Genomic DNA, 19,612 nt, shown 5'->3' with positions numbered 1-19,612 from the left:
CTGCGGCATCTTCGGAATTGCCAATATACACATCAAAGTTTCGGAAAGCGGACCTGCGGCCTGCGTGCCGGCAGTTGCGATAATTCGGTGCTTTGCGCTCGCCAGGAACGCAGGGCTATCGACGGCGTCCGCAGAGATCGACCGGCCGCAGTGATCACTGAATGATGTCCGGCCGTACCCTTCGCGCGCGGCACCTCTACTGCCGGCTTAAAATCCGCCGCTTGGACGCTATCGCTCGCCACGAGGGCAGCTGCTGGGCCAGTCCAAAAGAAGAAATCCACATAGCATGTCACCTCACGAACACAACGGGCGCGCCATGTCGCAAACAAGCTGAATAGCCGACACCCTCGCCTTCCTACCCCCTCGCTGTGCAGGATCTAGGCCAGCGAAAGAGATGTTGCATGTGCGCGATTTGTTTCTTGGGCGACGTCGTCTTCGTAACAAAGCGGAGGATTTTCAACAATTCTGAGCTTGTGAGGCCGAATACAGACGCATGCTGCTGTGGTATTTGGCGAACAGCTGGACGTTCTTTTGCGAATTGGTTGGGTTCTTGCTCCAGTCTCCTGCAGCCCGGCAATGAAGCAACGACGCTGGGCTATTTACTGTATGACCCGAGACTGCGAGGTAGTCATTCAATAGTGTCGGAGAGGCGCAGCGGCTCGGTTACCTGTGCTCCGTTTCCTTTGCCAACGGGTCACCGGAGGCGGTCGCCCGCCCCGTTTTCCAGAGAACGCCGCGTGCCGATTTCCGTACCGACGCTCTTCGACAATGGGTTCACGGCACTGCAAGCGCCTGCAGCTCCCGAGACGGGAGGCGCAGTTTAGGCTTCAGCAACGGTGTCCGTTCTTTTGACTTGGCTGAAGCGGTCTCAATTGAGGAGCCGGCCGTCCCAGCTGCGGCTGCGCAACATTCCAGTCACGCTCGACGTTTCGATAAACTTATACGAGAGTCCGCAGATTTCCGGCGACGCCGTAATAGTCATAGTGGCCGCGCGGACGAGGTTGATTTCGCCGGCCTGGTCACTGATCTTGTAATGCCGTATTCGCCGCATCAGTTCCTGAGACATAAGGCTGCGCTTAGCCGAGATTCTCGGTGCGCATCCCAACCTTCAGGCTGCCTTTTTGGTTTCGCGTGTCGTATTGCGTCAGCCCCAGCAAGTAGATTGTTTCCGGGCGGTTTCTGCCGCGTTTGCCCGCGTGCCTTTGCGCGAACCGACCAAACTCGTCGGCCTTGAGCTTCATGATCTTCGCCGACCCGTTTTGGCGGTAGTCTTTCCAGGTGAGGGCAACGTGATCCTCGTCGCCGGCGACAGAGTTCGGACGATCATGTCTTCGATCATGCAGCGGTGAAGAGGGCGCAAATCGGCCATCTCGATTCTCCTGTCTGAGGGGGTGGCCTCCCCACATTCTCTCAGCGAGGAGGCGATCTACGCCACCTTGCCCTCACGCCGCGGCAGCGGCTTCGTTTAATCCCCTTCGGCGCACCCAATTCAACTCAATTAGGCCGCTGCGCCGTTTCCAGATTCCAAATCAACGACTTTGGAATTCTTCACCGCGGCTAGCCATCACATTGGACGAGCTATCGCCCAAACTTGACCGCCGGAATCGGGAAGGCGGCATATCGTGGGGGTGCTTGACGCCTCCACTTCTCCACCGAAGGAGCGATATGCCGCGTCCAACGATAACGTCATCCAGCTGATTCAGCCAGGAATCTTCTAGGATCAACTCACAGAAGGCTTGCGCGACGGGGCACGTGCCCTTCTCGCCAAGGCGGTCGAAGCCGAGGTTGCAGACTTTCTGGGCCAGCATGCCGATTTGAAGACCGCGGACGGCCACCAGTGCGTCGTCCGCCACGCCCACCTGCCGGAGCGCGTATCGGTCCGGTCGCCGTCCGCAACGCGTGTACGCGATCGGCAGGCCGCCGCTGCCGATCCTGGCCGCATCCGGTTCTCGCCGTCGATCCTGCCGCCCTACATGCGCCGCTCGAAATCGATCGAGCGGCTGCTGCCGGTCCTTTATCTGAAGGGGATTTCGACCGGCGGCTTCTCCGAGGCGCTGGCGGCGCTGCTTGGCAAGCATGCTGCCGGGTTGTCGGCCTCCGCGATCGGCCGCTTGAAGAACGGCTGGCTCGACGAGCATGCCGCCTGGCAGAAGCGCGATCTGTCGGCCAAGCGCTACGTCTACATCTGGGCGTATGGCATCCATCTCGAAGCCCGCCTCGAACCCCAAAAACAATGCATCCTCGTGCTGATCGGCGCGACGCCGGAAGGCCGCAACGAACTGGTCGGCTTCACCGATGGCGCCGGGAGCGCGCGCACGATTGGCGCGATCTACTGCTTGATCTAAGCGGCGCGGGCTCGACCTGGCCCCGCAGCTCGTCATCGCCGATGGCGCATTCGGGTTCTGGAAGGCGGCCGGTGAGGTCTGGCCGAAACCGCGCGAGCAGCGCTGCTGGGTGCACGAGACCGCCAACGTACTTTCCAAGCTGCCGAAGAACCAGCACCGGAGAGCCAAACGCGCGTTGCAGGAGATCTGGATGCCCGAAACCAGGCCACAGCCGAGCTGGCGTTCGACGCCTTCATCGAGAGCTACCACCCTGAAATACGAGAGGGCCGCCGACTGCCTGCGCAAGGATCGAGACACGCTGCTGGCTTTCTACGACTTCCCGGCCGAGCATGGAAACACCTGCGCACGACCACCACCATCGAAAGCACTTTCGCTACCGTGCGCCACCGCACGATCCGATCGGGGCTGCCTATCCAACAAGACCGCGCTCGCGATGGTCTTGAAACTGGCCGAGGAAGCCCAGAAAAACTGGCGCCGTCTCGATGGCCAGAACCAGTTGCCAAACTCATTCTCGGTGTGACATTCAACAACCGGATCGAGGTCATCGCCAAGCCGATCGACCGTCAGCCCCAAACCGCCGCCGCCTGACCGGACCGGCCGTTACCAAAATTGGCGATAGCTCATATTGGACATTGATGTGCTCGATGCGGACGACGTACTGTGCCTCAGGGATGGCTCTTGCCTCTTCCTTGAGCTAGCGCGCCGCCTTAGATGTTGTGCGATCTTCGATTTCCTCGTCGGTTTCGCAGATACTTGCAGTCGTGCGTGAGCCTTCAGCGGGAACATTTCTTTCCGCCGTGGGCGACAGAATTTCGGTGCCCGGTATTGATACGGGAGCGCCCTGAAGTACCCAGTCCGCCACAATCGTCCCTATGACGGGCGCAAGCTGAATGCCGTAGCCTCCTGCACCGGCGGCGGTGATCAGGTTCGGTTCGGATGGATCGATGGCGCCGACGAACGGCCGATGGTCCGCGGTGACTGGATAAAGTCCAGCCCAACCTCGACCGAGACGAGCGCCAAGCAGTTCCGGAACACGCTCAAGAAGCAGCTCCGCCAGATTGACTTTCGATTGCTCGTCGCATTGGTCGTTAAAGTTGTTGGGATCCTCCGGAAACGGCGAGCTGACCTTGTGGATTTCGGCAATCAGTTCGTTCCGCTTCTCATGACGGAAGTTGAGGCCAGTGCCCTCCCCGTTCACGAGATCCATCACCATCGGCATCGTATAGTCGAGCGGCTCATCGAGGTGGATTGTCACCGCCTGGTGCCGCTCTGGACGAATGTGCAGCGTTTGTCCGAAAACCCGGGCAACTGCTGGAGCCCACGCGCCAGCCGCGTTGATGACAAAGTCGCAATCGATCCCGCCCTTGCTGGTATCTAGTCTGTAAACGCCATTTCGTCGCGTTACGTCAACAAGTTCACAGAACTGAAAGATGTTGCCGCGGCGCGTGCGCACCTTCTCGGCCAGGAAGGTACACATCTCATGAGGGTCGAGAAATCCATCGTCGGGTCCGAACAGTCCTCCTTCGAGCCCATCGGGGTTGATATGAGGAATGAGCTGTTGCAGCTCGCGCGCTTGATAGAGCCGAGACCTGAAGCCCGCATCCTCCTGTATCTTTACCGATCGTGCGAACAGCTCCATCTGTTCGGCGGTGCGGGCCAGGCGTAGGTAGCCTATGTGGTTGAAGCCCAGTCCGAGACTTTCCCACTCGCGGAACTGCCTTACCGAATGAATACGCAGCAGGATATCGAATGGGTCGGTGAGCTGCGTTCCCACTACGCCTACCGAGCGGCCGCTTGAACCCGAAGCTATGGATTGAGCATCAAGAACCGTGACGCGGACTCCATGCTCGGCCAGGCTGAGTGCTGAGCACATTCCGAGCGTACCCGCCCCGATCACGACGACGTGAGGAGAAGCTGTCATTTATCGCCCATTTCGTTTTTGCGTCATCCGGCGGTTACGTCCGGCACGCCGGATCAGCGACAGGTCCTGGTCGGAATTTCCTGCGATCTCACTTAGCGTCTCGTCGACGGCGCCGAGAATCGTGCGCGCGTCGGCTTCGGTCATCGCGGTCGAGAGCGCGAACAGGCCGTAGCTAGCCGACAGGATGCCACGGTCGAGGAGACCTTTGTGGAAGGCGTCGAGCTTCCTGCGTTCGGCCGGCCCTGGATAGACCGAGCGATAGTCGGTGACTGGCAAAGCTTTGAAATGAACCTTGAACAGCGAGCCCAGCCCAACGCACCGCCCGGCGAGCCTAGGCCGGTCCAGCGAGCCTGTTATGCCCTCGCGCAGCAGGCTGCCCAGATGGTCGAGATGCGCGAAGCTCTCGGGCGTCAGAGCCCTCATGGCGGCGAGGCCGGCGCGCATCGTCACCGGATTAGCGGTGAAGGTCCCACCATGCGGGAGCGCCGGCTTGCCGCGGGTCGGGTCGAAGACCGCCATGATCTCAGCCCGTCCACCGACCGCGCCGACGGGAAAGCCGCCGCCGATCATTTTTCCGAGCACCGTCAGATCCGGCGAAACTCCCCACAGCCCCTGTGCGCCGGAATGACCGAGGCGGAACGAGATCACCTCGTCGAAGATGACCAGTGAGCCGGCGGCGTGCGTGATCTCGATCATTGCGTCGAGATAGTCCTTACGCGCTTGAATCAGTCCGGCGCGGTTCGGCATCGGGTCGATCAGCACGCCGGCGATGGTGTCACCATGCGCAGCGAAGATTGCGCGCAAGGCTTCGATGTCGTTAAAGGGAACCGCGATCACGTCGTCCAGCACGCCGCGCGGCGTGCCCCGGGCGTAGGGAGTGGAGGCGGGCATGTCGCCCCAGTTATTCGGCGAGCTGTCGAGGCTGACTTCAGCGAAGTCGTATGATTCGTGGTACGCACCCTCGATCTTGACGATCTTCGGTCGTTCGATGAAGGCGCGGGCAGCCTTGTCGCCATCATCACGCCCTCCGTGCCCGAATTGGCGAAGCGTATCTGTTCGATCGACGGCAGGCGCTCGACCAGCAATTCCGCAAGCTCGATCTCACTTCTCGTCGGGGCGCCGAAGGCGGTGCCCTGTGGCAGCTGGTCGATCACGGCCGCCGTCACATCCGGTTGGTCATAGCCGTGGATCAGGGCGGTGAAGTTATTGATGCAGTAATAGTAGACGTTACCGTCCACGTCCCAGACCCGGCAGCCCTCGCCGCGCGCGACGTAGATGGAGAAGGGGTCGATGAAGACCGTGGCCCGAGTGTTGCCGCCGGGCATGACCTTGCGGGCGCGCTCGAACAGGCGGCAGGATGTAGGCATGGCGTCAGGATAGTGCGGCATGATCTCGGAAATCAGATAGGGATAGGAACGGAGGGCCGCGAAGCGGGCGCCTTGAACAGTCACTTCGTCATGATCGTGTGGCTTTGCTCGCGCATGTATTGCGGGAGGAACCACGCGCCGAGGCCACCTTTGCCGCTGACTCCGGTGCCTTTCCAACCGCAGAAAGGCTGTGCGCCCGGCCAGGCGCCGGTCGTCGCGCCGCTGGCGCGGTTGGCATAGAGAACACCTGCTTCCGCCGTGTCGAGGAAGTACCGCAACTCTTTCTGGTCGCGGGTGAAGATGCCTGCCGATAGCCCATAGGCGATGTCGTTGCCTTCGGCGATTGCGGCCTCGAGGCCATCGACGCCGCGAACGACGACGAACGGCATGAACAGCTCTTCGCGGGTGAGCTTGTCCGGCCCATCGAGTTCGACCACGGTCGGGAGGACATAGTTGTCGGCAAAGCCCTGCCCGAACGCCGCGCCGCCGAAATGGACCTTGCCCTTACCGTTCACCTCGGAAAGAGCGGCTCTGAAACGCTCGGCCGTCGCGTCCCCATAGACAGGGCCCATGAAGGTCTCAGCCCTTCGCGGATCGCCCACGACCAGCTTGGAGGAAAAATCCACGAGCTTGCTGATGAACTTGTGCTTGACCACGTTGTCGACGTAAACGACCGAGCAGGCGGAGCATTTCTGCCCCTGCAATCCGAAGGCGGATCGCGCCACCCCTTGCGCGGCGCACTCCAGATCGGCATTTCGCGTGACATAGGCGGGGTTCTTGCCGCCCATCTCGGCGATGACCGGCTTCATGTGCGGCAGCATCGCGATGTGACGGAAGATGCTCATTCCCGTCTTGTGCGAGCCGGTGAACGCAACGCCGTCGACGCCGTCGTCCGTGGCGAGCAGACGCCCGACCTCACCATCGCCAAGGACGATATTGAACACTCCATCCGGCAAGCCGGCCTTGCGTAGTGTTTCGGCTATCAACAGCCCGGTCAAAGAGCATCCCGGGGAAGGCTTGAAGACGACCGAATTGCCCGTCAGCAGAGCGCCCGACACCATGCCTATGGAAAGTGCGAGCGGGAAATTGAACGGGGCAATCACCGCGAAGACCCCGTAGGGCTTCATTATGCTTCTGGCGGTCTCATTCGCCACGAGTTCGTTCATCGGGCGCGTATAGCCGTTGTTCTCCTTCAACTGTGACGAGTAGTACTCCACCATGTCGAGACATTCTTCCGCCTCGCCGACTGCCTCAATGCGGGATTTGCCAATTTCGTAGAGTGCTGCAAGGCCAAGCTCATACTTCTGCGCCGCGAGGGCTGCCTGCCAACGCTCGGCGAAGGCTAGCCGCTCTTCGAGAGACGCATGACTCCAAACGTTAGTCCCCGCGCGCGCCGCGGCGATCGCAGCCTTGACATCGGCAGCCGTAGAGATCGGAAATCGCCCCAAAGAAAGCTCAGGAGTGATTGGGCTCGCGATCTCCTTCGGCGGTCGTGTCGAAAACTGTGTCGACCACTCCCGACCAAGGATCTCTCTCTCAAAACCGGGAATGATTTTGTCCAGATGTGCATGCACCGGAGAAAAATCGACTCCAATGTTGGAGTAGGTCACACGCGGGAGATCAAGAATCATCGCCGGCTCCGTAAATTGAGACTAAATACCGATAATCAGGATTTGGCACTTAAGTCAACAGCAGAGATCATAAATTGAGATTGATCTCGATTTTCAGGACTGTCGGATGCGCCGTCTCCCCCACGCTTGGATTGAGATGCGATGCGCGAAGCAGCACAGGTGGGGCGATTGGACGCAACGAAGGCTAGGTAGCTTCGATGGCTCACTTTTGCATTTGGACGAATTGTGTCCGGCAACTAGGTTCGCCTATTTAAGCCTATTCCGATTGCCGACTTTTGGATAACGCGCGGTGCAGTCGCAGGCTTCTTGTCACACCACACTTACAAAATGAAAATGGGCCCGGCGATCGCCGGGCCCTCCTTTTCTTCCGAGGCCTTACGCCTACTCTCAGGCAAACCACCAGCGATCGATGCAGCGGTTTCCATCGAGTCCCCAGTTGCTGGCGAGAGGACCATGCTGCACCTGATCTGTGACCGCGTTGACTATGCTGGGGAGTGAATGAACGATCGTGCCGCCTTCGTCGTGCACGATCTGCTGCATCTCGAAGTAGATTTCCTTGCGCTTCGCATCGTCCACCTCGGTACGGACCTGCTTCAGGAGGAAGTTAAAGCGCTCGTTCTTCCAGTGGGTATCGTTCCACGCCGCGTCGGACGCGAACGAGGTTGAGAACATCCAGTCGACAGTCGCGCGACCGCCCATGAACCCCATGATGAAAGGCTTCTTCTGCCACACGTTCTGCCAATATCCGTCATCCGGCTCGCGCTTGATGCTCACGTTGATGCCGGCGAGTGCAGCCTGCTCCTTGAACAGCACGGCAGCATCCACCGCGCCGCCGAAGGCCGCAGCGGATGTCGAAAGCTCGAGATCGAGGCTGTCATGGCCGGCCTGCTTCAGGAGGAACTTCGCCTTCTCGGGATCATAGACTCGCTGCTCCAACTGGTCGTTGTAGAACCGGTACGAAGGGGTAATCGGGTTGTCGTTCCCGACCTTGCCGTGGCCTTTCAATACGGATTTTACGATTGCCTGACGGTCGACCGCGTGTTTGAGCGCGAGCCTGACCTTATTGTTGGTGAAGGGCTCGACGTCCGTGAACATCAGCATTGAGTTGTACTGTTTTCCGGTCACTTCGAGGATCTTGATCCCTTTGCGCTTCGCTAGCCGGTCAACGGTGCTCACATCGCAATTGTCAATCGCGTCGACCTCGCCAGAGATAAGGGCGTTGGCGCTGGCGACGACGTCCGCCACAACCAGAATTTCGGCAGAGTCGAAATTGCCTCTGCCTTGGCGCCAGTAGTTCGGGTGGCGCTGCAGAGTCGCACGGACGCCCGGACTGTAGGATGAGATGGTGTAGCCTCCCGTTCCGACCATATGCGATGTGTCGATACGATCGCCATCGGCGGCGAAGATCGGCAGGTGATAGTCCGATAGGATTGGAGGAAAATCAGCGTTGGGAGCCGAGAGGGCGAGGACGACCGTGCTCGGGCCGTCTGCCCTTATTTCGGCGATCTGGGACATGATGCCCTTGACGGCTGAGGTTGAAAGTTTACCGCGGTGGTGATTGTACGAAGCGATCACGTCGTCGGGGCCGAACGTCTTGCCGTTGTGGAATTCAATGCCCTTGCGGAGCTTGATGACGAAACGGAGGCCGCCGTCCAGGGTTTCAACGCTTTCCGCGAGCTCCGGAACTACTTCCCCTCGGCTGTCGATCTCCATGAGGTAGTTGCAGACGGAGCCCGCTATCATTCGCAGGACGCTGTTGTTGTACGTCGCAGGGTCATAGGTGTCCGTCGTGGAGCCGCCAGAGGTGCCGATACGGAAGTGACCGCCCTTTTTCGGCGTCCCAGCGAAGACGCGGTTGGCACTCGGCAGCGACAAGGCGGCGGTGAGACCCAACGCGGATGCCGCCTTCAGGAAGGAGCGCCGGTCGAGTCTCCCATGGCGCGCATCCATCTCGAGCCCTTGCAATTTATCCATGTCCATCTCCGGTTCCCTTTTTGCGGTCGACTGTCAGCCGCGCCCGATTTTCGGTATCACATCCCTTTTTCTGGTACAAAAATCGAATGCACACGAATGTCAATGGCGAAGCGTCGTGAGAAGGCAAGGTCGCCCGCAAGCCTGGATTCGTGTCGCTTATCGCGCAATCCGCGGAGGTGGCGGCAAGCCGCGTCACCGTTATCAGCGATTTCCAATGCGGGGGGTTCTTGTGATGGACATTCGGCGGGGGGTCACACGGCCGTTTGGCCAAACCGCGACGCGAAGCCGTCTCATGACATGTTGAAACCGCCAGCCTTCGCCCGAAATTAGCTGGGTGCGCTCCCTCGGGTGGCGAGCAGCTGCGTCAGCCAGTTTGGGTCCAGCTTGGGTTCGGATGAGAGCAGGAGGTTGGTGTAGGGATGGAACGGCGGCTCCAACACGGTATCTCGTGATCCCTGCTCGACGACTTGCCCGTTTTGCATGACGACGATCTGGTCAGCGATCGCCTTCACTGTTCCCAAGTCGTGTGTAATGAAGAGGAAGGAGGCCGAGAGCTCCTCCTGCAGGCGCTGAAACAGCCGCAGTATGTCTTGAGCGACAAGCTGATCGAGAGCGGATGTCACTTCATCGCATATGATGAGTTCGGGCTCGGCCGCCAGCGCTCGAGCGATACAGATGCGTTGCTTTTCGCCCCCGGACAGTTCGTCAGGAAGCCGACGGGCAAAGCACTCGCTCAGGTCTATCATCTCAAGCAGCTTCGCGACGTATCGTTTCTGGGGCTTGCCTCGCAAACCGAGATAGAATTCGAGTGGCCGTCCCAGGACTTCCCCGATTTGTTGCCGCGGATTGAGTGCCGTGTCAGGCGATTGATAAATCATCTGGATACGTTTTAGGTCCGAGCGGGACCGCTGATGCATGCGCGCAGGCAGCAGCTTTCCGTCCAGCGTGATCGCGCCTTGGGACGGTGGCAAAAGGCCGGTGATGGCACGGGCAACCGAACTCTTCCCGCTGCCCGACTCCCCAACGACGGCGACCGTCTGCTTGCGGCCAACGTTGAGGGACACGTTCTGAAGGACGTTTGGTCCTCGCGCGTAAGCCGCGCTGAGGCTGTCAACGCGGAGGAGAGGCTGGCCGGCAGGTGAGGGAACAGGCTGCCGTCGCTCGACTTTCTGGCCGAGCAGCGCTTTCGTATAGAGCTCGCGGGGCGCCTCGAGGATCTGACGAGTCTCCCCTTCCTCGACCTTCCGGCCGTGCCTGAGCACCATGATGCGATCGGCCAGCTGGGTGACGACCGCGAGGTCGTGCGAGATGTAAAGCGCCGCGGTACGGAACCGTTCGACGATCAGCTTGATTGCCGTGAGCACCTCAACCTGAGTGGTCACGTCCAGTGCGGTCGTGGGTTCGTCAAAGACGATGAGCTCCGGCTGGCAGGCCATGGCCATCGCGATCATGGCGCGTTGAAGCTGGCCGCCGGAGACTTGGTGCGGATAGCGATATCCGATTCCCCGCGGGTCGGGCAGGAGCAGCGTCTTGAACATATTTTGGGCGTCGGCTTTGGCCTGTCGCCTTGTCCTGAGGCGGCGCTCGACCGGTATTTCGGCATACTGGCTGATCAGGTTCCAAGCCGGGTTGAACGATGCGGCGGCGCTTTGCGCCACGTAGGCAACCCGGGAACCGCGAAGCGCCCGCAATTGCTTTTCGGGTGCCCCCACGAGTTCTTGCCCGTCGAAGCGGATCGAACCGTTCGCGAAGCGGCTGCCGCTCCTAACATAGCCGAGCGCGGCGAGGCCGATGGTGGACTTCCCGGCGCCAGATTCCCCGATGAGACCGAGCACTTCGCCGCGACGCAACGTAAGATCCAACCCACTGAGCACGGCGCGCCACGTATGATCCTCTCTTACCTCAACCGTGAGGCCGGTTATCTGGATTAACGGGCCGGTGGATACGCTTACGCCGCTCATGCTTTTAGCCCGCTCGCTCGATACAAAAACCAGTCAACGGTAAAGTTGATCGCAACCGCGAACACCGCGATGGTCGCGGCAGGCAGTAGCGGCACGAGCTCACCGTAGACGATGAGCGCAGCGTTCTCACGAACCATGCTGCCCCAGTCGGCGGTCGGCGGCTGCACGCCTAAGCCTAGAAAGGATAAACTGCTGACGAAGAGGATAACAAAGCAGAAGCGCATCCCGAATTCCGCCAGAAGCGGCGCTTTAATGTTCGGCAATACTTCCTTCCGCATGATCCAGATAAGGCCCTCACCGCGTAGGCGGGCCGCCTCCACGAAATCGAGCGCAAGGACATTTGATGAAGCCGCTCGCACGAGGCGAAACACGCGTGTCGATTCGACGAATGCGATGACAAGTATCAGCGCAGTGATCGAGGTACCCGTGAGCGTAAGGATCAGCAAGGCAAAGATGAGTTGCGGGATGGCCATTGCGACATCCACGACCCACCCGAGGGCGTTGTCGACCCAGCCTCCGATTGTGGCGGCAAGCAGCCCCGCGGCGGAGCCGGCGAGAAATCCAGTCAGTGTCGCCGCGAGAGCGATGGCGATCGTGTTCCTTGTAGCATACAGAAGCCGGCTTAGCATGTCGCGGCCCAGGTTGTCTGTCCCGAACAAAAAGTCAGGTCCCCACGGTGCATACTCCCCTCCCACGATCTGCGATTGAGAGTAGGGCGCCAAGATCGGCGCTAGCGCCGCGACGAGGATGTACCCGGCAATCAGGATGAGTCCGATCCAGGCAGAGACCGGTGCGGATCTCAGCGGGCGCGCTTGTCTCACGGCCAGCAAGGTCATGGCCTGGATTGCGACTAAGCCGGCAATACCCGAGGCAGGGAATGCCGCAAAGCGGGTTTGTGCCGTCGCAACGGCCGCTCCGTAGAGTAGCGAGGTCAGGAGAATCCCCAACTCTACCAGCCTGCCTTGCGTGCACCTCAAGAGGGTCGCGGCTATCCCGGCAAAAGCGGCAGTTCCAAGAGCGATTGCGCCCCAATTGCCCTGTAGCCAGGCGGCATTCGCTGAGACGGCAAAGACAAGCCCGGTGACGCCGATCAGGAGCCAGACCGTAACGCCGCGTGCGATTGCAAGATCAGTCATGGAGCTCCCTTTACTCAACGCGGGTGGAGAAGGCGGGGATTGGTTAGAATTGTCAGAACGTCGGCGATCAGGTTCAGCGATACGTAGGCCAGCGCGAAGAACATACTGCAAGCCTGAACGACCGGGACGTCCCTACGGGCGACGGAGTCGACCAGAAGCTGACCGACCCCGGGGTAGACGAAGATGACTTCCACCACCACCACGCCAACGACGAGGTACGCCAGGCTGAGCGCCACGACGTTGATGATCGGGGCGAATGCGTTGGGGAGCGCGTGCCGCACAATCACGCTACCGGGCGCCGCGCCCTTGAGGCGTGCCATCTGGATGTATGGCTGCGCCAACAAGTTGACAATCGCCGCGCGGGTCATTCGCATCATGTAGGCGAACACCCCAAGACTGAGGGCAAACGACGGTAGCGCTGTACGATATAGACGTTCACCCAAATTGAGATCGGGACGGATGTTCGAGATGCCTGGGAAGATTCCCGCTTTGGCGCTGAGGAGGAGGATGAGGATGTAGCAAAGGAAGAATTCAGGGAGCGAGATCGAAATAGATGCTGTGACGTTGATCGCCCGATCGAACATTGAATGCCTGTAAGTTGCGGCGAGGATGCCAAGGCCAAGCGCAATCGGCACCGCCATGACGGCGGCGAAGCCTCCCAGGAACAGCGTGTTCCAGATGCGAGTGCCAATGAGGTCGGAAATCTCGCGGTGCGTCGCCACTGATCGACCAAGGTCCCCCGTTAGTACCCCGCCAAGCCAATTAAGATACCGTTCGACGGGTGGTACATTGAGTCCAAGCTCTTCCCTCAAGGCGGCGACATTTTCGGGAGCGGCGTCCTGGCTGAGTATGGATTGGGCGGCGTCGCCGGGCAGCAACTCGACGCCGACAAAGAGGATCAGCGAAATGATGAAGAGCGTCATAGCGCCGAAGGCAATCCGCTTGGCAAGCAGTCGAAGAATCTTCTTCATGGTTGCATGCCCTCTTAGAGTCCACGCACTTGCAGTTTCAGGGGCGGCTCTATCGTGGAGAAATCTACCCGCGCTAGGTCTCGCGTGATAACAACCAGTCCGTCCTCCCGCTCCACCCCGTCGGCGATCTCGCGCGGCGGGTCAAATGTCCCGCCAACTCCCTGAATAAGGATACGACGCCCTTCGATCCGGACGAACCCCTTCGTCCGCAGCAAGCGATCACCGCAGTACCCCACCAGATTCTCGATCCATTCGATGAGTTGCTCCCATTGGGGTGCTTCAAATTTGATCAGGAAGACTTTCATCCTGGTGTGTCGGAAGTTGTGTGGCTCCTGGCGCGCCACAATGGGAAAACTCGATCGAAGTGGGCTTTGAATACCCGCAAAGGCGAGCCGGGCTCGGCGCGTGCGGTCGCGCTCGTTCACGATTGCCGCGAGCGGATTCAGATACGCGGCCGCTTCGCTGGCCCTGTCCAAGGCGAGCTCACCGACGCGATCGACCTTTGTAACCACGATCTTCTGCGCGGCGGCGAGCTGGGCGACAGCTTCCTCGAAGCGAGCTGTCGTGTCTGGCCCCTGTTCGCTGTCATAGGTCGACAACACGGTCGTGCGCAGGGGCATCCCAATATCGAGGAGCGATCTCAGAATGGGAGAGGGCTTCGACAGGCCGCTCGTTTCGATAATGATGCGCTCCAACGATTGGCCTCCCACGGCCTCCCTTTCCGCGAGCAGAGCCAGGATGGCGTGGGGCAGATCGCTATTGAGCGAACAGCACACGCAGCCGTTATCGAGTGTCGCGAGGGGGAGCCCTGTGCGCCCCGTCGTAATGAGGGCGCCGTCCACGTCGATTTGACCGACCTCGTTGACAATGACGCCGGTGTTGGCAGTCTCCGGGTCTTGCAGGTGATCGAGGATAAGCGAAGTTTTTCCGCTTCCAAGGAAGCCAGTTAGCAGAAAGACGTGCGGGCAAAATTGGTGGGTATTGACGCTCATGCGTTATCTTGACCAAGCAACGTGTCAATGTTCGCGCCGGCCCAGCTGCGCGCTACGATCCCACGCACATCCGATAGCAGTTCGGCCGTATCGTAGACCACACCGTTACGGATTGTGTATTGGAGGCCGCGCCGCCACTCTGACCTACCCGTCGCGTCATTGAGGCGCAGCGCACCTGTTCCGTAAAGGAATTTCAGATCCTCGAGCGGGTTTTCTTGGTGAACTAGCAGGTCGGCGCACTTCCCTACCTCGACCGTGCCGATCTCGTCGGCCAGCCCCATCAGCTCTGCGGCGGACATCGTCGCGGCACGGATGATTTCCAGAGCGTGGAAACCGGCCTCTTGGAACCATTCGAGATCGCGGATGAAGCAGAAGCCGTAGATCTGGTACAGGAACCCTGCATCACTGGCCGGGCAAACGCGACCGCCTTTCTTCATATAGTCGTACACGAACGCAGACCATCGACGGAAATGTTCCTTCCACTCCACCTCGTTTCGTGTCGACCATTCAAACCAGTACGACCCGTGGTTGGCGCGCTGCGGCTCGAAAAAATCCCACAGGGTCTTGTGCGTATATTTGTCGTGCCAGTCAGCGCGCCTCGCTCGCATCAAGTCCCGATTGGCCTCCAAGATGGCAAGGGTGGGGACGAACGTATGGTCGAGTTCGAGGAAACGGTCGAGCGTTTCATTCCATTTCGCGCTTGCAGGCTCAGCCGCGTGAATGAAGTTCTGGCTGCTGGTATTATACCGCAGGTATTCGTCCATGTAGTCGTAGTTGGCCGGGTACGGCTGTATGCTGGCTCGTTCGAACATGGTCTCGGGGACACCGTAGAAGTGTTCCGTGCTCGTAAGCCCCCACCTGGCCGTCGTCAGTGCGTTCAACCGAGAAAGCGCCATTTGCGGGTGATGGCAGCCACTGCGCAGGCCAAGCGCCTTCGATTCTTCAAGGGCGGCTTTGAAGATCGCCGGCGCGGCGCCGTAGAACTTGACACCGTCAGCGCCTCTTTTGGCGATGGCCCGCAGCCAGGCGCGCCCTTCTTCCGGAGTGTGAATGATGTTGAGACCCTCGTGCGCTGGAAAGCCGGCATAAGCCATGATCCGCGGCGCGGCGATCTCGTTAGCTTCGGACGCGGCCTTCTGCTGGAGCGTCCAGCCCAGGCCGTTTGACGACCACATATCACGGACGGTCGTGATACCGTGCGCCAACCACAGCTTGTAAACGTATTCGACTGGCGGCTGCTCGCCGTTCGCCGCATGAGAAGAGATGCCGGTGTGCACGTGGGAATCGACGAATCCCGGAGTTACCCATTTCCCGTGGCAGTCGATCTCGAAGTCCCCCCGAGGCGGGCGGCGTTCGGGGTTGATCGGCATCTTGGGGAAGCCCACGCTTACGATCTGAGTTATGCGGCCCTTCTCAACGACGATGTCGATCGGTCCCATTGGAGGAGCTCCGGTGCCGTTGATGACCGTGGCCCCGCGAAGGACCATCCGAGGAAACGGCCCCACGCCGCGGTCGCGGCCGCGGCCCGGCGCGAGCGAAGGCATTCCGCGGGCGGCCGCGACTATCAGATCTTCGTCGCCGGCCGGGGTTCCGGGGGGTGGAAGGATTGTGTTGGACATACGTAAGCGTTTCTCCCGTTTTTCGGTTATTTTTGCCGGTTTCTGGATTTATTATGGTGGCCACGCGGGAGTCAAGGGCTAACGGGTGTCACGGGGATTGCGAGACGGAATAGCGGCTCGCGGAGCCTCGATCGCGCGATTTGAGTTGGCATTACATTTGCGAGCCGCGGCGCCCAGCGAGCGCAACGGTACAGCCAAGCAAGCCGGGATAAGGCGCTCCGCAAGCCTCTGCTCGGAGAGAGACACGAGCGAGCGGCAGACAGCTTGCAGGTGCCGGCCGCAGGTCTTGTGCGCGCTGAAGGTGCATAGTCGGATGTCCGACGAACGGCCGGCGCATTCCCATAGCTCGCCGCCGAAATCCGCCGGCTAGGAGCCTGTCGAGGGAAGGCGTTTTTATCTTGATAGTGGTGGCGGCTCATTCGGCCCTCGCCAACTTGACGAGGTTGTTGTGAGCGATGCAAATCAGCGCCCATTCGGCCTGCACTGTATCGATGCGGCGCAGCAGTAATTGCCTGAACCCTCTTGCCTGTTTGATCTGTCCGAAGAGGGGTGTGACGATCTGCTTGCGCAGCGGTGACGACTTCGGTAGCCGGCCCGCCTGAGCTTGGTGCTTATCCTGGCGATCAGCGAGTCTTGAAGCCTCTTTCGCGCTGGCGGACGTGGTGCCGTGCTTGTGCCTTCCGGTGGCGATGTAACGCACGATGCGCCGTTTAATGGTTCGAAGATTGGCGTCGGAGCAGTAGCCGGCATCGGCCGATACCTCGTCGGAGAGTCACAGATTGGCCCTGATCCGTCGGCAACGGCAGCCAGTTGCACCTGATCGCTGGAGGAACTGGTAAGCGTCTGCGCCAGGATGATCTGATGGGCACCATCGACCGCGGCTTGGCCGTTGTAGCCGTGAAAGTAACCGTCCTTCGTCTTCAGGATGCGGCTTTATCGGTGAAATTGCGTTGCGCCTTGCCGTCGGGCGCAGCATTCGCGGCGCCGGAGTCTTGCCTCTTCTTGCGGCCCTCCGCCCGACATTTGTCCTCCGCCTCGGCTCGTGCCGTGCTCTCCGCTTCGGCGGCGGCCTTGGCTTCGGCGTCCAGCGCAGCTTGGCCTCGCGATCTTCTCAAGCCGCTTCTGCTTCTCGGCCAGCCAATCGGGCATCTCGTCGCCGCGCTTGTCGCCGTAGAGCGTAACTGGCATGACTCCTCTACCTTGTGATGCGCGGTTCGCTTGGGATACAGTCTGGCATGAGCTGATGAGTGGAGGTGAAGCGCTGGCAAATGCCATGCTTGATGCCAGGCCGGAAGGCGATGCGGCACTTAGAGTGGCAGAATACTCATTCTGCGCGACAGACGGCCTGACCGTGCCTATCAACGGCCTGCGATGTGGGCACCCGGCATGAAAGCATTTGCAATTTCGGCGGCCGTGGACTTGAGGCGTTCAAGAAACTCCGGGATCGCCCGCGAGCGCACGCGCTCAGCTGGGCCTGTGAGTCCCAAGGCGTAGATCGGCGGTGTTTCCGGTAAAGAAAGTACCGGACAGGCAAGCGTGTAAAGACCTTGAATGTGCTCCCCGTTCTCGACGGCGTAGCCCTGCTTCCGAATCTTCGCAAGTTCACGCTCAAGATCCTGGCGATTGCTGATCGTCCTATCCGTCAACTTGGGGAGTTCGGTATCCAGAATCGCCTGGCGCAACCGGGGATGCTGCATTGCCGTCAGAACCTTCCCTGAAGCAGTCGCATGGGGAGGCAGCACATGCCCGGGTGCGACATAAACCCCGACACTTGCGTCCGGCGACTCCATCACTACGGAGTGGACGGACGAGCCGGACAGACGAGCGACGAAGCAGGTCTCACCGGTTTGTTCGGCCAATGCCTTAAGCCGGCGCTTGCTTGCGCCAACTATCCAAGATGTGTCGGATTCCAAAATCCGACGGAGTCTCCCCCCAAGCTTGAACTCGCCCCCCCGCCCGCTGCTGGCGACCAGATCACTGCTTTCCAGAGCGTTTACAAGCCGATTGACCGTCGTCTTTGGGAGGTCCAGCACAGCCTCGATCTCGCGGCCGGTAAGCCCATCGAGCGACCCGGCGATCGCTTCCAAAACCTGTGTATAACGCTCCAACGGGCCTGATTTATGCTTCGGAGTCTTCTTGGTTTTCATGGCGGTTCTGCATCTGCGGCATCTTCGGAATTGCCAATATACACATCAAAGTTTCGGAAAGCGAACCTGCGGCCTTCGTGCCGGCAGTTGCGATAATGGGGCGCCTACCGGTGCAGGCTTGATGGCGCCTGTGTATAGGGGCAGATGTCGTCGTCTTTTCTATTCGGGTGGTGAGGTCAAGCACTTCCCTGACTGTGAATACCTCTGGTGATGAAAGTCTCCGCAGTATCCCGCTGCTCTCGGGGAGCGGCCTGTGTGGCCTTCCAATTGAACTAGGCGAAGCCGGTGTCCTGCGAAGACGTCTTTTCAACGGCGGCAGAATCCTCTTGTCTTCCTCGTTCTCGTTAGTCTCGTTGCTAAACACGAATTTGCCCCTTACTTTGCGCCGCGACCCTAGGGACCGATAAGGAAGGGGCTATGGAGCTCATCCCAAGAGTCCGAGGTCGAAAGGGTGGCGCAGGTGCTCGCGCACCAGCAATGGGTGGCAGTTGCAGATTATCCCGGTCGACGCGCAGAACGGCCCACGTTCTGGGCGTCGCGATTGGCACGAACGCTCTCGCGAGATTCACGATGCTGTGCATCACGCAATACTCATTCAGATCGTCAGGAGCACGGGGCAAACGCACCAAGGCGCTGTGGGTCCGTGCAAAGCCGGCATCGGTCCGAGCCCCCCTCGTTGACCACCGCCATCGCTTCCCCGACGTCGATACGCATTTGGTCGACGGATCGAGCGACCATCTTGTCTCCGACCTCGTCAGTTCCGGCATTGACCTCGGCGCCGTGGCAGGGACAATCCAAGTGGAGCGACAGGTCGTTATTGGTCTGGAGTCGAACGGGTCGGCGCTGCTCTCCCCGAGAAGCACCCGCTGACAGGTCGTTATGTTGTTCACTGGGGCGAACTGAGGCGCGGAGCGCTTTCGGCACAGCGCGGTACGGGCCGGAATTCCTCAAGCTCCTCATCAGCAAACTGGGCGGCTCCGATCCTTGCCGCTTGTTCCCCACGATGTGGTGCTCGACCGGCTTCTCAGCTTGGTCGGCACGGGCAGGAGTCTCCTGCTGGTATTGGAAGCACGACTGGGGCAGCCTATCCGGATGTCCCCTTCCGCGAGGTGCATGATGTCGAGGGGCGGCGCGGCTGTCCGACTGCTCGCCGGCCAGCATACACCGATAGCCTCGCGCGAATGCCTGCACAGTCGAGCAGTTTAAAATCGCTATTCGCCCGCTCGATCACCCCGCACAACACGGTCCAGCAAACTGGGCTCTGGCGGACGGAAAAGCTGTGAGCGAAGCGGGGGAGTCTTCTGCAGAACATCTGAGCATCCGCATCCGAGACGAGCACGGTATCGTCACCGCGATCAAGCCACAGTCAGACACCTTCCGATCACTTCAAGATCGAAGGTCCCATGCCGTTTCCGCGACACGGGATGGCCATCTAGATTCGAAGGTCCTGCTAGCCGATTTAGCCGTTGAGTGTCATTCGGCCTGCAATATTGACCCCCTAAGCCGGGGGATCGGCGTCCAAAATTGACCCCCTATAGGTTGGTCTGT

General features: G+C 60.1%; 14 protein-coding genes and 1 pseudogene. 2 read left to right on the top strand and 13 right to left on the bottom strand.

What is annotated here, in order from left to right; genetic code table 11:
• Positions 1-1,076: 1,076 nt before the first annotated feature.
• Positions 1,077-1,241: a hypothetical protein gene (locus tag AC0L3K_RS37270; RefSeq protein WP_473367948.1), complete on the bottom strand. Its 165-nt coding sequence runs from the start codon at positions 1,239-1,241 to the stop codon at positions 1,077-1,079.
• 495 nt (positions 1,242-1,736) lie between these two features.
• Here AC0L3K_RS37270 and AC0L3K_RS37265 point away from each other — a divergent pair, with 495 nt between their 5' ends.
• Together AC0L3K_RS37265 and AC0L3K_RS37260 are read left to right on the top strand one after the other, a co-directional pair.
• The gene (locus AC0L3K_RS37265; protein ID WP_473367947.1) at positions 1,737-2,345 is read left to right on the top strand and encodes a transposase; all 609 of its coding nucleotides are present in this window, start codon (positions 1,737-1,739) and stop codon (positions 2,343-2,345) included.
• Positions 2,346-2,361: 16 nt separating this feature from the next.
• Positions 2,362-2,865 (top strand): transposase, encoded by a 504-nt coding sequence (locus tag AC0L3K_RS37260; protein ID WP_473367957.1) that lies wholly within the window; start codon positions 2,362-2,364, stop codon positions 2,863-2,865.
• 174 nt (positions 2,866-3,039) lie between these two features.
• Here AC0L3K_RS37260 and AC0L3K_RS37255 read toward each other — a convergent pair whose 3' ends face one another.
• The 12 genes and pseudogenes from AC0L3K_RS37255 to AC0L3K_RS37200 all read right to left on the bottom strand — a co-directional run bounded on the left by AC0L3K_RS37255 (position 3,040) and on the right by AC0L3K_RS37200 (position 18,064).
• Positions 3,040-4,266, bottom strand: a complete 1,227-nt coding sequence (locus AC0L3K_RS37255) for an NAD(P)/FAD-dependent oxidoreductase (protein ID WP_473367946.1) — start codon at positions 4,264-4,266, stop codon at positions 3,040-3,042.
• Positions 4,267-5,591: pseudogene (locus AC0L3K_RS37250) on the bottom strand (aspartate aminotransferase family protein).
• 122 nt (positions 5,592-5,713) lie between these two features.
• Positions 5,714-7,264: an aldehyde dehydrogenase family protein gene (locus AC0L3K_RS37245; protein ID WP_473367945.1), complete on the bottom strand. Its 1,551-nt coding sequence runs from the start codon at positions 7,262-7,264 to the stop codon at positions 5,714-5,716.
• Positions 7,265-7,651: 387 nt separating this feature from the next.
• On the bottom strand, positions 7,652-9,238 hold the full coding sequence (locus AC0L3K_RS37240) for an ABC transporter substrate-binding protein (RefSeq protein WP_473367944.1): 1,587 nt from the start codon (positions 9,236-9,238) through the stop codon (positions 7,652-7,654).
• Between the two features lie 326 nt (positions 9,239-9,564).
• On the bottom strand, positions 9,565-11,199 hold the full coding sequence (locus AC0L3K_RS37235; protein ID WP_473367943.1) for an ABC transporter ATP-binding protein: 1,635 nt from the start codon (positions 11,197-11,199) through the stop codon (positions 9,565-9,567).
• Positions 11,196-12,335, bottom strand: a complete 1,140-nt coding sequence (locus tag AC0L3K_RS37230) for an ABC transporter permease (RefSeq protein WP_473367942.1) — start codon at positions 12,333-12,335, stop codon at positions 11,196-11,198. The genes AC0L3K_RS37235 and AC0L3K_RS37230 overlap by 4 nt, the downstream gene beginning before the upstream one ends.
• Positions 12,336-12,349: 14 nt before the next feature.
• Positions 12,350-13,306 carry an ABC transporter permease gene (locus AC0L3K_RS37225; protein ID WP_473367941.1) on the bottom strand — a complete coding sequence of 319 codons (957 nt, stop codon included), beginning with the start codon at positions 13,304-13,306 and terminating at the stop codon, positions 12,350-12,352.
• 14 nt (positions 13,307-13,320) lie between these two features.
• Entirely contained in the window at positions 13,321-14,298 is a 978-nt protein-coding gene (locus AC0L3K_RS37220) for a CobW family GTP-binding protein (protein WP_473367940.1), read from the bottom strand.
• Entirely contained in the window at positions 14,295-15,917 is a 1,623-nt protein-coding gene (locus tag AC0L3K_RS37215) for an amidohydrolase family protein (protein ID WP_473367939.1), read from the bottom strand. Before AC0L3K_RS37215 ends, AC0L3K_RS37220 begins: the two co-directional genes overlap by 4 nt.
• A gap of 415 nt (positions 15,918-16,332) precedes the next feature.
• Complete coding sequence (locus AC0L3K_RS37210; protein ID WP_473367938.1) at positions 16,333-16,617, bottom strand: transposase; 285 nt, start codon at positions 16,615-16,617, stop codon at positions 16,333-16,335.
• 220 nt (positions 16,618-16,837) lie between these two features.
• On the bottom strand, positions 16,838-17,032 hold the full coding sequence (locus tag AC0L3K_RS37205) for a hypothetical protein (protein ID WP_473367937.1): 195 nt from the start codon (positions 17,030-17,032) through the stop codon (positions 16,838-16,840).
• 243 nt (positions 17,033-17,275) lie between these two features.
• Positions 17,276-18,064: an IclR family transcriptional regulator gene (locus AC0L3K_RS37200; protein WP_473367936.1), complete on the bottom strand. Its 789-nt coding sequence runs from the start codon at positions 18,062-18,064 to the stop codon at positions 17,276-17,278.
• Between the last annotated feature and the right edge of the window lie 1,548 nt (positions 18,065-19,612).

The organism is Bradyrhizobium sp. MI1.10, from assembly GCF_055811035.1.
Note: the sequence above shows the minus strand (reverse complement) of the source record. Positions and strands in the feature narration are given on the sequence as shown.